This window comes from Streptomyces bambusae (assembly GCF_020532645.1).
Lineage (GTDB): Bacteria > Actinomycetota > Actinomycetes > Streptomycetales > Streptomycetaceae > Streptomyces > Streptomyces bambusae.
The window spans coordinates 56,905-70,369 of sequence record NZ_JAJAUZ010000009.1 but is presented as its reverse complement, the minus strand read 5'-3'; the positions used below and the strand labels follow the sequence as shown (position 1 = coordinate 70,369).

At 72.7% G+C, this 13,465-nt stretch carries 13 protein-coding genes and 1 pseudogene; 4 read left to right on the top strand and 10 right to left on the bottom strand.

The features are described 5' to 3' along the window. Positions 1-13: 13 nt before the first annotated feature. On the bottom strand, positions 14-676 hold the full coding sequence (locus LG634_RS09020; RefSeq protein ID WP_226733147.1) for a M15 family metallopeptidase: 663 nt from the start codon (positions 674-676) through the stop codon (positions 14-16). Positions 677-728: 52 nt separating this feature from the next. Further along, a complete protein-coding gene (locus LG634_RS09015) occupies positions 729-1,097 on the bottom strand; it encodes an HGxxPAAW family protein (RefSeq protein WP_226733146.1) in 369 nt (122 codons plus the stop codon). A gap of 146 nt (positions 1,098-1,243) precedes the next feature. Here LG634_RS09015 and LG634_RS09010 point away from each other — a divergent pair, with 146 nt between their 5' ends. Next, complete coding sequence (locus LG634_RS09010; protein ID WP_226733145.1) at positions 1,244-1,723, top strand: MarR family transcriptional regulator; 480 nt, start codon at positions 1,244-1,246, stop codon at positions 1,721-1,723. Positions 1,724-1,917: 194 nt separating this feature from the next. Here LG634_RS09010 and LG634_RS09005 read toward each other — a convergent pair. Both LG634_RS09005 and LG634_RS09000 read right to left on the bottom strand, forming a co-directional pair. After that, positions 1,918-2,403, bottom strand: a pseudogene (locus LG634_RS09005) (YbaK/EbsC family protein); the annotation flags it as partial. Positions 2,404-2,501: 98 nt separating this feature from the next. Continuing rightward, positions 2,502-3,239 carry a hypothetical protein gene (locus LG634_RS09000; protein WP_226733144.1) on the bottom strand — a complete coding sequence of 246 codons (738 nt, stop codon included), beginning with the start codon at positions 3,237-3,239 and terminating at the stop codon, positions 2,502-2,504. A 290-nt stretch (positions 3,240-3,529) separates the two neighbouring features. Here LG634_RS09000 and LG634_RS08995 point away from each other — a divergent pair, with 290 nt between their 5' ends. Next, positions 3,530-4,018 (top strand): SCO4225 family membrane protein, encoded by a 489-nt coding sequence (locus LG634_RS08995; protein ID WP_226733143.1) that lies wholly within the window; start codon positions 3,530-3,532, stop codon positions 4,016-4,018. A 40-nt stretch (positions 4,019-4,058) separates the two neighbouring features. Here the strand turns inward: LG634_RS08995 and LG634_RS08990 are convergent, their stop codons facing one another. After that, a complete protein-coding gene (locus tag LG634_RS08990) occupies positions 4,059-4,400 on the bottom strand; it encodes a hypothetical protein (RefSeq protein WP_226733142.1) in 342 nt (113 codons plus the stop codon). On the opposite strand from LG634_RS08990, the gene LG634_RS08985 reads away from it, so the two are divergent. Beyond that, positions 4,313-5,341, top strand: a complete 1,029-nt coding sequence (locus LG634_RS08985) for a CPCC family cysteine-rich protein (protein ID WP_308072380.1) — start codon at positions 4,313-4,315, stop codon at positions 5,339-5,341. The two genes, LG634_RS08990 and LG634_RS08985, sit on opposite strands and share 88 nt — an antisense overlap. Positions 5,342-5,363: 22 nt before the next feature. On the opposite strand, the gene LG634_RS08980 is transcribed toward LG634_RS08985, so the two are convergent. Both LG634_RS08980 and LG634_RS08975 read right to left on the bottom strand, forming a co-directional pair. Beyond that, a complete protein-coding gene (locus LG634_RS08980) occupies positions 5,364-6,440 on the bottom strand; it encodes a tetratricopeptide repeat protein (RefSeq protein ID WP_226733140.1) in 1,077 nt (358 codons plus the stop codon). After that, a complete protein-coding gene (locus LG634_RS08975; RefSeq protein ID WP_226733139.1) occupies positions 6,437-7,858 on the bottom strand; it encodes an ATP-binding protein in 1,422 nt (473 codons plus the stop codon). The genes LG634_RS08980 and LG634_RS08975 overlap by 4 nt, the downstream gene beginning before the upstream one ends. A gap of 182 nt (positions 7,859-8,040) precedes the next feature. Here LG634_RS08975 and LG634_RS08970 point away from each other — a divergent pair, with 182 nt between their 5' ends. Further along, positions 8,041-10,644 (top strand): FG-GAP-like repeat-containing protein, encoded by a 2,604-nt coding sequence (locus LG634_RS08970; protein ID WP_226733138.1) that lies wholly within the window; start codon positions 8,041-8,043, stop codon positions 10,642-10,644. A 59-nt stretch (positions 10,645-10,703) separates the two neighbouring features. On the opposite strand, the gene LG634_RS08965 is transcribed toward LG634_RS08970, so the two are convergent. From LG634_RS08965 to LG634_RS08955, 3 genes are all read right to left on the bottom strand, one after another. After that, positions 10,704-11,171 carry an SRPBCC family protein gene (locus LG634_RS08965; RefSeq protein WP_226733137.1) on the bottom strand — a complete coding sequence of 156 codons (468 nt, stop codon included), beginning with the start codon at positions 11,169-11,171 and terminating at the stop codon, positions 10,704-10,706. A gap of 106 nt (positions 11,172-11,277) precedes the next feature. Beyond that, the gene (locus LG634_RS08960; protein ID WP_226733136.1) at positions 11,278-12,654 is read right to left on the bottom strand and encodes an FG-GAP repeat domain-containing protein; all 1,377 of its coding nucleotides are present in this window, start codon (positions 12,652-12,654) and stop codon (positions 11,278-11,280) included. Positions 12,655-12,754: 100 nt separating this feature from the next. Then, the gene (locus tag LG634_RS08955) at positions 12,755-13,378 is read right to left on the bottom strand and encodes an SMI1/KNR4 family protein (RefSeq protein WP_226733135.1); all 624 of its coding nucleotides are present in this window, start codon (positions 13,376-13,378) and stop codon (positions 12,755-12,757) included. Between the last annotated feature and the right edge of the window lie 87 nt (positions 13,379-13,465).

The window sequence follows — 13,465 nt, the reverse complement described above, 5'->3', positions numbered from 1 at the left end:
CCGGCCGTGGGGGTCAGACGGGCGAGCCGAGGTCCTTCGGGCCGTAGAGGGCGGCTGCCGAGTCTGTCGCCAAGGCCCAGTAGCGGTCACCGTAGGACCAGTGCCACCACTCCGTGGGGTAGTTCACCAGTCCTGCCGCCGTGAGCACGGAGCCGAGCAGCCGGCGGTTGGCGCGGGCCTCCTCGCTGATGCCGGGCGCATCGGTGTAGCAGGCGCCCGCGCTCTCCTCGGGGTCCGCGTTCATCCGCGTGCCCAGGTCGAGTTCGCGTCCGTCGGTGTCGGCGAGCGTGAGGTCGACCGCCGCGCCGGCGCTGTGCGGGGCGATCTCGGGGGGTGACACGTACCGGCTGGCCGACGAGTGGACCTGCTCGGCCGACCAGTCGGGATGGGCGGCGCGCAGCTGACCTGCGTACTCCTCGAAGTACGTCCGCTGGAGGGAGGGGGGCCGGTATCCCTCGACGAACAGGAGCCGCAGGCCCTGCGGAAGCAGGTCCTGGGCCTTGATCAGTCGCTCCAGGACGCCTTCCCGCAGGTGGGCGAAGGCGCTCGCCGGGTCCTGCTTGCGGGTGTCCACCAGCAGCAGCCCGCTGCGGCGGACATCGACGAGGGGTTCGCCGCATTCGGTGACGGGTATGGCGGCCACCTGCGGGTCCGACATCAACACGATCTTGGTCATGAGCTGATCATGCCGCAGGCGCGGCGAGCGCATCCGGTCCGGCGGGATGTGTTCAGCCCGCGAGGGATACGGCTCGCTCCTCGGCGCCCGGCACGGAAACGGCGGCGGTGGCGCCCGGGGCCCTGCGGCCTGCGGCCCGGCAGCCGGTGCAGCCGGGGTGGCCGGTGCGGGCGGCGGTGTCGCGGACCCGCCAGGACCACTCCGCCTCCGGGCGCGGACCGCTGGGCTTGCCCCAGCCGGCGAGGTGCAGGGCCCAGGTCAGCAGGAGGGCCGCGACGGCGAGGGCGGCGCCGCCCCAGAGACCGTGGGTCCAGTCCAGGCAGAAGGAGGCGCCTGCGACCGTGGCGGCGAGGATGCCGACGGCGGTCCCGGTCCAGCCCGCCACCGTGTGGCCGAGGTCGACGTGGCCGTGTGCACTCATGGTGTGGCTCCCGTTCGCAGGAGCGGCCAGGCAGGATGAGGGTCCGGGCGCGGCGCTGTGCGCGGCGCCCGGGGAAGTGCCAGGCTGCTCGTCGCGAGATCTCTTATCTCACGAGCTAAGTAACTTAGATGCTAAGGAGTCTTTGCGTGCAGGGCAAGTCCCGCCCGGTGGCCACGGCCGCCGAGGCGATCCAGCGCATGGACACGTTCGTGGCCCTCGGGATCGTGGGCCAGCAGGAGGTGGCCCAGGCGCTCGGGCTGAACGTCACCGACCTCACCTGCCTGGGGCACGTACTCGGAGCGGGTGAGGACCCCCTCTCGGCCGGGGACCTGGCCGAGCGGGCGAACCTCACCACCGGTGCCGTCACCGGCGTCCTCAACCGGCTCGAGAAGGCCGGGTACGCCGAACGCCGCCCGGACCCGGCGGACCGGCGACGGGTCCGCGTGGTGGCCGTACCGGAGGCGGCGGCCCGGCTCGTCTCGCTCTACCAGCCCTTCTACGAGCGGCTCGGCGCACTGTTCGCCGGCTACACGCCCGAGGAGACCGCGGTCATCGCGGACTGGTTCACCCACGCCGCAGAGGCGGCCCGGCAGCACCTGGAGTCGCTGCGCTCGGGCCGCCTCTGAGGACGCGCGGGTCAGACCGCGGGCGGGGGCGGGTGCCGGTACGGGGGCGATGCCGGGTCGGGGGGCCGAGGCTCCTATCCCCGGGCCGCCTCAGCCCCGTATCCGTCACCTCTCCGCCTCCGCTCTGGTTCCGCTGCGGCTGCCTCCGGCTCCGGTCCCGCCTCCGTCTCCCTCTCCGTCTCCGTCTCCGGGCCGACGGGAAGCAGCCGTCCGCCCGTGATCCGGACGAGTTCCGCGGCGGTGGTCGGAAAGACCGTGTGCGGGGTTCCGCCGGCGGCCCAGACCTCCGCGTAGTCGAGCAGGGCCGTGTCGACCAGGGTGGGCAGCGGTGCGGGGTGCCCGACGGGTGCCACCCCGCCGATGGCCTGCCCCGTGGCCTCCCGTACCTGCTCGGGCGTGGCCCGGCGCAGCGCCCCGCGCCCCCACCGGGCGGCGAGGGCCGCGGTGTCCACCTGGTGCCGCCCGCTGGTCAGCACCAGCACCGGCTCCCCGTCGGAAATGAACACGAGGCTGTTGGCGATCGCCCCCACCTCACACCCCAGCGCCTCGGCCGCCGCGGCAGCCGTCCGCGCCGACTCCGCCAACTCGCGTACGCGCCCTCCGGCCCCGGCCGCGGCAAGCGCCCGAGCCACCTCCCGACTACGCACGGGCAGGAACGCCTCGCTCTCCCCGGTTCCCATGACCGACTCCTTCCTGTCGCTCTCTCCACCATCGGTGCAACGATCGAAGGACACGAACGCCCAGGCCGTGCCGGGCCTTTCGGGCGACTGCGGCACGGTCAGAAGCCATTCCGGAGCCGCTTGCGCAGGGGCGAGCGGGTTGCGTACACCTCCTGCAGCCGTGCTCGTGCGCAGCGCATCAGTTCCGCACGGTACGCCTGCCATTCGGGTGTCGTCTCGACCTGCGCCCGGGTGTCCAGTCCGTCGATCAGGGCGCGCCACTCGGCGTGGTACACGAAGCCGGGGAGGGTCGGCGACGGCCAGGGCGGTGCGGTGGACGTCGTGGGCGGGGCGAGCCGCGGGAAGGGTTCGGGGAGCGGTTCCCCGCGCCAGGCGGCCAGGGTCCGCTCGACTGTCGAGCGGTGGTCACCTCCCGGGGCGAGCGCCGTCAGCCCGGGCGCGATTCGCTCGACCTCGCGCCAGGTCTCCTCCGGCCAAGGCCCCAGCCCGTACGTCCCGGTCAGTACCGCACGCTGCCGCTCGACCACTGCCTGCTGGACCGCCATGGCGAAGACGTACACCACCCGCGGCAAGTGCCGAGCGCGGGAAACCTCCTGCACGTCGAAAGGCCGCCAGCACCAGAACCGGTACGGCCGGACCCGCCTGGTGCTCTCCACGACGCACCGGTAGCCGAACGGACTCTCGTGATCATGGTCCGGGCTGCGCTCGGTGACGTGGACGATCTCCGCAAGCCGGAACCGGCGCACGCGCAGCCCGGGAACCGGACACCACCATCGCGTCACGGCAAGCCACCGGCCGTCGAACACCAGCCGCGCCCCCGGACCCCGAAGCACCACCCGTTCCACCGGCCGGTCCAACTGCACTCCCCGCCACCAGAGTTACGTCGACCAGCACCCTCTCACCCTTCCAGCGGGGGCAACAGCACTGCGAGTCAACGCCGTCCGCCGAGCCCCGAAGCGCAGACGCACGACGTACACGTCGCCCAGGTGGCAGGCGGGCATGCCGTGCACGACTCTGACCGGGTACTCGGGACCGAGCAGGATGAGTAGACGTACTCAGGTGGCGGTCCTCGGCAGCTTCGAGACTGGGCGCAGGTCGAACGAAGCGGAACGGAACGGGGAACGTCATGGTGCGGCGCTGGTCGAAGCCGGAAATGTGGGTGCCGGGCGGGTACCTGGCCCTGGTGGCCGCGATGCTGGTCTACGTTGAGGTCGGCAGCCGGGTCGGGGACATCGGGTTCTTCGGGGTCTGGCCGGTCCTGGCCACCGCGCCGGTCAGCCTCCTGCTGCTGGGCACCTTCGGGCCCGCGGCGGACGTCCTGGAGGAGTCGGCCCCGGTCGGCGGGCCGGTCTACGAGGGTGCGCAGCCGCCTCCCGAGCCGCTGCCCGCGGAGTTCGTTCCGGAGCCCGCCGTGCCCCCTTCGGACTGGGTGGCACCGGACACGTCCGCCGTCACCGGGCTCGACATCTGGTCCGACTTCGGCTTCCACGGCGCGGTCCTGGTCGGCGCACTGGTCAACGCCGCGGCGATCTGGGCCCTGCTCCGCCACGTGGCGCGACGGCGCGGCGCCAGAAGTGCGCAGGTCATGCCTCATGGCGCGGCCGTCAGCGGATGAGTGAGCGGACCTTCCTGCCAGAGCGGCCCCATGAGGTCGCTCACCGGCCGGGCTCCGCCTTCCCTGCTTCGCGCCGAAGGTGAGCGGCCTGTGTGAGCAGCTGCGTGGCTTCGGCGTTCGTCGTCGCGCCGGCTGCCCGGTTTTCCAGGTCGTGGATGTGCCGGTCGAGCGCGGGATCGCGGACGATGGCGAACTCGGCCCACCACTGGGCGAGGAACGCCGGTACCGCGGCGATGTCGTGCGCGTCGCCGATGGCCCACTTCCAGTGGGTGTCGAAGTCGGCGAGGAGCTGCGGTGTGTGCTCGGCGATCGCGGCGAGCAGCGCCTTCGTGTTCCGCTCGGGCATGGGAGGGATGCCGGACGGCCTGGGTGCGGTCGTCATGCCGCCTCCTCCTCGGTCCCGGTGGCCAGGGCGGCCTGCGGGGCTCGGGTGCGGGGCTTTTCGATGCTGCCATAAATAGGCTTCGGGCCGGAAGCGACCGCCCCCGAAGAACCGATTCGCCACCATCCGGAGGCACGGACCAGACTGGCCCGGTGGATACGCGTCGCCCCTGCCCCTGCTGTGGTCATCTCGTCTTCGATGTGGAAGACGGGTGGCCCGGTTCCTACGGCATCTGCCCGGTCTGTGCCTGGGAGGACGACCCGGTGCAGTTCCGATGGCCGTTCAGGGCGCAGGGAGCCAACCGGTGGTCGCTCGCCGAGTCCCAGCAGAACTTCCGGGCCTATGGTGCCTGCGACCAGCGGGGTCGGCGGTTCGTCCGGCCGCCGGCGGATGACGAGCCCCTCGACCCGGCGTGGCGCCCGATCGACCCGGCCACCGACTGGTTCGAGGATTCCGCGGACGAAGAGCGCCGTCCGTGGCCCGATGACGGCGCAGCCCTGTGCTGGTGGCTCCCCTCCTTCTGGGGTGTTCCCGAAGACCCCTCCTACGATCCGGACTTCGAGCTGGTGATCGACGTCGGTGCGGTGCGCAGCGAGCGTGATCTCCACGGCGTCCTCAAGCGGGAGCTCCGCTTCCCGTCGTTCTACGGGATGAACTGGGACGCGTTCCGGGACGCGGTCACCGGCCTCGTCCCGATGCCCGAGCGCCTGCGTTTCGTCGGCTGGGCCGAGCTGGAACTGCACGTACCGCAGGCTGCGACGATGCTCAGGGAGCAACTGAAGCGGTACGGCGAGACCGTCCAGGGCTTCGGCGGCGGCCTGCACCGCACCACGCCGGACGGCCGGACCCCGGCGGTCGCCACCGGCAGCGACCTCGTGCTCTGGACCCGCTCCCAGCGGACCGGGCAGGCCCCGCAGGCCGAGACGAACGACCGGCGATGAGCACCAGCCGCCGATCACCCCGTCACCCCGTCTTCCTCCGGTCGTACGCCATCGTCGAAAGCGACGCCACCAGGCCCGTCCAGAACAGGACCCCCGGCACCTCCCGGTCCGTCCACGGGATCTGGGAGATCAGCAGGGCGCAGAGCATCGTCAACGCGGCCTGGGCCAGCACGATCCGGGACCAGGGGCCGCGGCGTACGAGGGAGCGGATGTTGAGCTGCACTCCGGTGCGCAGGCGCCGGTAGCGCAGCAGGGCGCCGAAGCCCCAGACCGCGGCCATGATCGTCAGTACCCAGAGCCGGTTGCCGAGCGGTACGGGGAGCTCCCGCAGGATCGGGTCCTTCGACGTGGCGAAGAGGTCGATCATCGTGCCCGCGGCCGCCAGGCAGACCAGCGCGAGCCAGCGCGTTCCGCGCAGCAGGCGGTAGGTGGCGTGGTCGAGGCCGTTGTGCAGCATCGGGGACTGCGGTGCGCCCGCCAGGCCAGAGGAGTACAGGTCCGCGGCCTGGGCGGCGGTGACGTCCGGGCCGCTGGCCATCGCGTCGGTGTACATGGCCTGTGCCGTCTTGTTGGACGGGTCCAGGCGCAGCCATTCGGACAGGGCCTGCTTCGCGACGTCCTGACGCTGCGTGCGTACGGCTGCGAAGCACACGGCCTGGTGGGCGTCGGGTTCCTCCGGGGCGAGGCGCACGGCCTCACAGGCCGCGTCGTACGCCCGTTCGTGATCGGCGGGCGGGACCGTCGCGTAGGCGACGAGCACGCCGGACAGCGCGAAATGCGAGGTCCACACGCCGGGCGCCCTGCGGACGGCCTCCTCCGCCGCCGCCCGGGCCTCGGGCTGCCTGCCCAGACGGAGCAGCACCCGGGACAGCAGGATGAGCCCGCCGACGTGCCCGGGCACGATCCGGAGCATCTCCGTGGCCGCCTGCTCCGCGAGCTCGTACTCGCCGAGTTCCTCGTGGGCGACGGCGAGCATCTGCCAGGCGAAGTCGTCGTCCGGTTCCTCGGCGAGGTGGGGGGCCAGTACGCCCTTGGACTCCTCGTACCGCTCGGCCGCCTGCAGCGCGCCGGCGCGCGCCACCACCGGGTTCTGGCTCACAGCTTCCGCCTCTTCTTCAGGTACGTCACCAGGTCGTCGTACATGCCGCCCTCGTTGGCGAACATCGCCACGTTCCGCGCCGCCGCGAACCACGGCTCGGTCGAGGGGACCACCGACTTCGCGGCGTCGAGCAGGTCCTTCGTCCCGATCATGCGGATCCGGCCGGTGCGCACCGAGTCGAGCAGCGCGCTCTCGGCCGCCGACTCGCACACGTGGGCCAGGTCCGCGCCCGAGAGGCCGTCCGTCACCTTGACGAGACGTCCCAGGTCGACGGCCTCGATGGGACGTTCGCGCAGGTGGTAGCGGAGGATCGCCTCGCGCGCGGTGGCGTCGGGCGGCAGGACGAGCAGCGTGCGGTCGAGCCGTCCCGGACGTCGGAGGGCGATGTCCACGTCCCAGGGGACGTTGGTGGCGGCGAGGACGAACACGCCTTCGTTGGCGGCGGAGTCGATGCCGTCGAGCTCGGTCAGGAGCTGGTTGACGGTGTTACGCATGCCGCTGTGCTGCGTACGGCTCCGCTTGGCGCCGAGCGCGTCCAGCTCGTCGAGGAAGACCACGCAGGGCGCCTGGCGGCGGGCGGTCTCGAAAACCTCGTGCATGTTCCGCTCGGAGTTGCCGATCCACATGTCGAGGACGTCGTTGACGGACACGGACAGGAAGCTCGCGCCGAGCTCGCCGGCGACGGCGCGGGCGATGAAGGTCTTGCCGCAGCCGGGCGGACCGTAGAGGAGCAGGCCGCCGCGCAGGCTCTTGCCGTACAGCTTGCGCAGTTCGGGGTTGCGCATCGGCGCGAGGAACGCGGCTTCGAGGCGGTCCTTGACCTCCTGCATGCCGCCCACGTCCGCGAGCCGTACGACGCCGGGTGCGGACACCTCCCAGGCGTCGGCGTCTCCGGGATCGCCGCTGCCGTCGGCACGGAGCGGAGGCTCGACGAAGCGGGGCTCGACGATGCCGTCGACCTCCTGCTCGGCCGCCCGCCAGTCGAACCCGGCGGGGCGGGACGGCTCGTCGTCGGCGACGGTGTCGGCGACGACCGTCTCCGCGAGAGCCGACGATGCGTCAGGAGCCGATGATGCGTCAGGCACCGACGATGCGTCAGGCGCCGCCGGTTCCACAGGCGCCCGCGGGTCCAAAGGCGCCCGGGACTCCGCAGGCGCCCCCGGTTCCACCGGCACCCCCGCCCCGGCGGACGCGGCCGGCACTCCCATCGCCCGTACCATCAACTCCCGCGCCGCTCCGTCCCCCGGAGCGTGCTGCAAGGCCACCGCGGCCTCCGTCACCGCCGCGTCGTGCAGTCCCGCGGACAGCAGCAGCTCGGCGAGGTGCAGCCGCAGGGGCACGTCCCCGGGCGCAGCGGACACGGCTGTGCGCAGGCTCTGGATGAGCGGGGATTCAGGGGCGGGAGACTCTTCCGGCATGATCCATGTCTACGCGGGACCGCCGACGGGAGTCCAATCGGGCTGGTGTGCGGTGGATCACCTCTGCGGCTGCGCCGGCAGGGAAGCCCCGGAAAGAATTCGATCTTTCCTTGCAACCTTCTGCCCCGCTCGCCGGTCGGACCTTCCGAGCAATCAGACAACACGGGGGAAGGATCGTGCACATGAGGGTTGAGACCCGTACAAGTGGGCGTCTCGCGGCGGCCGTTACGACGGTCGCGCTCGTGGTCTCGGGCGGCGCGCTGCCGTCGCTGCTGACCGCTGCGACGGCGTCCGCGGCCACCGCCGCGGCCTCGGCCGGCGGTGTTGCGGCGGCTGTGGCCGGGCCGCAGCTGGGGTGGGAGGGGAGCACGGTGGTGGGCAGCGCCGTCAAGGGCAGCAAGTCGCTCGCCATCGCCTCCGACGGTTCGGAGGTGGCCGTGTGGTCCGACGAGCCGGGGCAGCGGAAGGACCCGGCCACGGTCTGGGCGGCGGTGCGCAGGCCGAACGCCGAGGCGTGGGGGCCGGCGGTGCAGCTGGCCGCGACCGAGGCGGCCACCTCGGGCATACGCCTGGTCGCTGGTGACGACGGTACGGTCACGGCTCTGTGGGGCGTGTCCCCCAAGCAGCCCGACCTGTACGGGGACCCCGCGGCCCGCCTCTTCGCGGCCACCCTGTCGACGGCCGGCGGCACCTGGTCGAAGCCCGCGGAACTGGTCGGCTTCAAGGACGCGCTGTCCGTGTGGGACATCGACCTCGCCACCGGGCCGGGCGGCTCGTACACGGCCGTGTGGAGCCATCGCCCGCGGGGGAGCGCCAAGGACGCACCCTTCTCGGTCGCCACGGCGACGCGGGCCGCCGACGGCACCTGGTCGGCACCGCAGACGATCACCACGCCCGCCGAGGGCGGTTCCGCGGCCGACTCCCGTGTCGCGGTGGACCACCAGGGCACCGTCCACATCGCCTTCCTGCAGACCGGGGCCACGGCCGGTGCCCCGACTGTGGTCACCGTGGTCAGCCGCACCGCGGGCGGCGACTGGGGCGCTCCCGTGCCCGTGGCCGAAGGCGAGCACATGGAGCGGGTGACCATCGCGGCCGGACGGGGCGGCGCCCTCGCCGTCATGTGGGAGCAGAACGACGGCGGCCGGTTCGACGACGGCACGGTCCGCCACATGACCACCAGTGTCCGCCCCTCGCCGACCGCGCCCTGGGGACCGGCCCTGAAGGTGCCGGCGGGCAAGCTCGGCAATGTCGTCACCAACTCGCAGCCGCTCGTCGGTGCCGACGGCGACGTCACCCTGGTCTGGGACGAGCCGGTGCGGTGGAACTCCCGCGACGGGGAGTGGGCGAACGAGGCGTACACCTCGACCCTGCCCGCCGGTGCGCAGGCGTGGCCCGCCCCGCAGAGCCTGTCCGGGCCGACCGGGCACAGCTGGTCCCACTCGGCCATGGGTCCGGACGGCACCGTGCGCGCGCTGTGGGCGGACCTGGAAGCCGGAAAGCTGTTCAGCTCGGCCCGCACCGCGGCCGACGGCACCTGGAGCCGGGCCAACAGCGTGCCCGGGCCCGGCTGGGACAGTGCGGCCCGCATCGCGGCCGGTCCGGGCGGCACCGCGTCCGCCCTCGCCGGCCCCAGCGCCGGCAAGCTCCTGGCCACGCGGACCACCGACGCCCCCGACCTCGCCCTCACCGCCTCCACCGTCCCCACCACGGCGGCCCTCGCCGGGACGACCGCGACGAGCAAGGCGTGGACCCCGTCCTGGCAGGTCAACCGGCCTGCCGGCCAGTGGTCGCTGACGCTTGCCGACCCCGCGGGCCGGGTCGTGCGCACGCTGACGCAGGCCACCGCCGCGAGCACGTTCAAGCCGGTCTGGAACGGCCGCACCAGTGCCGGCACCCCGGCGCCGAACGGCCCGCTGACCTGGACCCTGAAGGCCACCGCCGTCCGCGGCCCGGAGGCCGTCACCCTGGCGTCCGGCACGCTCACCGTCACCGGCGGCGCGGCAGTCCACCGCGACCACGGCGCCAAGGCGGGCAGCCCGGACGGCACCGGCGACCTCTTCCAGACCACCGCCTCCGGTTCCCTCCGCATCGCCTACGGCAACCGCGCCACCGGCAACTTCAGCGGAAGCAGCACCACGACCGGCTGGCCCAAGGGCTTCCGCCCCGTCCCCTTCGGCGACACCGACGGGGACCGCTGCAACGACACCCTGGTCCGCCTCGCCACCGGCGAGATGCGCCTCTACACCCCCGTCTGCGGAGCCGCCCTCAAGCCCACCACCAAGCACAAGGTCCTCGGCAAGGGCTGGAACACGTACGACCTCCTCACCTCGCCCGGCGACGTCAACAAGGACGGCCGCCCCGACCTGCTCGCCCGCGACCCCAAGTCCGGCGGCCTGTACCTCTACACCACCACCGGCAAGGGGATCCTCGCCCCCCGCGTGCGCCTGAGCACCACCGCGGGCGAGTACAAGAACATCATCGGCGCCGGCGACCTCAACGGCGACGGGACCGGCGACCTCCTCCTCGTCAACAAGTCCGGGGACCTGCTGCGCAGTTACGGCCTCGGCAACGGCACGTTCGGGCCCCGCGCAACCCTCGTACCCAAGTGGGCCGGTTCCTTCAACGCGGTCGTCGTCCCCGGCGACCTGACCGGCGACGGCCACGCCGACCTGGTCGCCCGCGACACCGCCGGCACCATCTGGCGCTGGAACGGCACCGCCAAGGCCACCTTCACCACCCAGACCCGCCTCGCCACCGGTTGGCAGGTCTACAACGGCATCCGGTAACCACCTCTGACGGGCCGTCGCGGGCACCTCCCGCGACGGCCCCACGGAGCGCCGGGCGGTCAGGCCGGGTGGTGGTCGGGGACGGCGTTGAGCTCGATGCCGTGTTCGAGGAGGGCCTTCATCGCGCACAGGGCGGTGGTGAACCCGCCCACCGTGTCGTTCACCCAGCGGACCGTGTCGTCCCCCGAGCCCACGAACCCGGTCTCCGTGGCCTCGACGAAGGTCGCCTGCGCCGTCCGCGGGGTGAACTTCAGCTCGACCGTGGTCGGCTGTTCGTAATTGCCCCACTCGAAGCGGATCAGACGTCCCTCCTCGACCTCCAGGACGCGGACGTCGGCCGACGCCCCGTAGGTCTCCCATTCCCAGCGCAGCTCGGCCCCCGCGGTCATGGGCCCGCTGCTCTTGCTGTACCAGAACCGGGACGTGACGGCCGGATCGGCGAAGGCCTCGAAGGCCTGGGCCGCGGGCCTGCGCACCAGCATGCAGGCGTACGCGGGGGGGGAGTGTGTGAGGTGTCCGTTCTCCATGCGCACGATCATGCCCCGCCGCGGGGCTCCTCCGGCGGATGCGGTCCCGTACCGGCAGCCGGGTGCCGGTACGGGACCGCTTGCGTGCGCGAGAGGCCGCGCGGGCTCAGAACACGAGGGTGTAGATGTTCCAGCCGTGGCCGACGGTGGCTTCCTTGCGCGGCGCTGACTCGTCGGAGCCGAGCTTCGCGGGGTGGCCGGGGAAGGCGACCATGGTCCTGCCGCCGAGGCGCTTCTCCAGGACGAGGGCGTCCTCGAAGGTGTCGCCGTTCGAGTAGCCGACGCCGTGGATGCTCTCGATCTCGTTCCAGCCGCCGCCGACCTTCACCCGGGTGGCGAAGGGCTTGGTGGCACTGCTCGACGGCTTGGCCTCGTACGTCCACAGCACGCCGGCCTTGTCGCGGGCCAGCAGGCCGTGGGTCGGGCCGGACGGGGTACGGGAGGCGAACCCGGCGAGCTGCGTGTACCGGTCCCAGCCGCTGCCGGCCTTCACCCGCGCCTTGAACGGGGCCTTGGGCTTGCCCGTGCCCCGGAAGAGCCACAGGTCGCCCGCGCGGTCGCGCGCGACCAGGTCTTCGATCCGGTCGCCGGTCACGTCGCCGACGCCCTCGATGCTGTTGTATGCCTGCCAGCCGGGGCCGATCTTTACCCGCGGCTTGAACGGCTCGACCGTGCTGCCGGAACCGCCGTACCACCACAGCACGCCCGCCTTGTCGCGGGCGACCGCGTCGCCGCGGCCGTCGGCGGTGAAGGAGGACAGCGCCGTCACGGTGTCGTACACCTGCCAGCCCGGCCCCACCCGCACCCGGTGCTTGAGCTGGCTCGCCTCGGCGCCCGTGGTCTCGTACCGCCACATCACCCCGGCCTTGTCCACCGCGTGGAGGGCGGCGCGCTGGGATGCGGGCCGCTGCGGGTCGCGGAAGTAGAGACGCGCGTCGCCGGTGGCCAACAGCCTGCCCGAGGAGTCCCGCACCTCGGCGGTGCCGCGGAGGTCGCCGATGCCGGCGGCGTGGGCGGCGGCGCTCACCTTGGCGACGTGGTTCAGCGGGCCCGACGCCGGGGCCTTGCCTTCGGGCAGGTCGAAGAACAGCTTGCCCTGCTCGGGGGTGTCGACCTCCCCGGCCCGCCAGGCGCACGGACCCGTCCTGGCGGGCAGGCCGACGTAGCACTCCGCCGTGAGCAGCGGGGCGATCCGCTCGGCCGTCCAGCCGCCCGGCGGCAGCTTGTCGAACACGACCCGCGTCCGCACGGAACCGCGGGTGCCCGCGGGCAGCGTGGCGTCGAGCCCCACCCCGCCCCACTGGTAACCCGAGTCGATGAAGCTGATGCCCCTGGCCTGGACGACGGTACCCGGCGCCGCCGAGGTGCCGGCCCGAACGGCGCCGTCCGCGGCACCCGCCTGCGGCACGGCGAGGGCGAGGGCGGTGACGGTGGCCACCCCGAGAGTGGTGCGCCGGAGGGCGCGGTGCTGCCCCTGGCTCAAGAATTCCCCCTGGTGTTGAGATGTCCAACGAAGATCATCGGAAATGATCACTAAAATCCGGGTTAACTCCGGAAGATCACACTCCGAAACGCGGGGGGTCTCACCAGGCGACCAGGTCCATGGACCCGTGACCGAGCCAGTCCCTGAACGACACCGGCCGGCCGCCCAGTTCGAGCGGAAGGATCCGGTCGCAGGTGGCGCGGGCGTCGAACCACATCGTGCCCCGGTGCGGACCGGTGACGACGAGCAGGGTGGAGAAGCCGCAGCCGCCCTCGCGGATGAACACGGCACCGGAGGTCTTGCGCTCCTGGAACACCCCGTACTCGGCGTCCCACTGGTTCCAGCCCTCCCGGTGGGCGCCGGCGTCCGCGAAGTCCTCTTCCAGCGGCTCGCGTGCGTCGAGATCGTCCTCGTAGGCGAGGTAGGAGTCGGGGTGCGGGAAGGCGACGGCGAGCAGGTCGTAGTTGGTGAGCGAGTCCCCCTGCCACCCCCAGCCCGCAGCGGTCCGGCACAGGCGGTTGACCACGCCACCGGCGCTGCGCCGGAGCAGGTACTCGCGGTACTCCGCCGGAAACGTGATGCCCAGCTCCGCCTCCGCCTCGCCGACCTCCGCCTCGGACAGCGGTGCGGGGGCTCCCACCTCGGCATAGGGCGGGCGGCGGGCCTGGTCGTAGCGCCGTCCGTCCAACAGGCGCCGGTCTTCCGCCATCCAGTCGATCGTCATGACGGTGAGCGTAGACACGCGCGATCCACGGGCCGACGGCAGGTCGTGGCCGGGTCCGCACCCCCCGGACGGCCGGAACCCGGCGGT

Bases quoted from the DNA above. Each gene is read 5' to 3' on its own strand.
- LG634_RS08975 (WP_226733139.1), bottom strand. From the start codon at position 7,858: ATGCCGGAAGAGTCTCCCGCCCCTGAATCCCCGCTCATCCAGAGCCTG.
- LG634_RS08995 (WP_226733143.1), top strand. From the start codon at position 3,530: ATGGTGCGGCGCTGGTCGAAGCCGGAAATGTGGGTGCCGGGCGGGTAC.
- LG634_RS08955 (WP_226733135.1), bottom strand. From the start codon at position 13,378: ATGACGATCGACTGGATGGCGGAAGACCGGCGCCTGTTGGACGGACGG.
- LG634_RS08990 (WP_226733142.1), bottom strand. From the start codon at position 4,400: ATGACGACCGCACCCAGGCCGTCCGGCATCCCTCCCATGCCCGAGCGG.
- LG634_RS09015 (WP_226733146.1), bottom strand. From the start codon at position 1,097: ATGAGTGCACACGGCCACGTCGACCTCGGCCACACGGTGGCGGGCTGG.
- LG634_RS08965 (WP_226733137.1), bottom strand. From the start codon at position 11,171: ATGGAGAACGGACACCTCACACACTCCCCCCCCGCGTACGCCTGCATG.
- LG634_RS09020 (WP_226733147.1), bottom strand. From the start codon at position 676: ATGACCAAGATCGTGTTGATGTCGGACCCGCAGGTGGCCGCCATACCC.
- LG634_RS08970 (WP_226733138.1), top strand. From the start codon at position 8,041: ATGAGGGTTGAGACCCGTACAAGTGGGCGTCTCGCGGCGGCCGTTACG.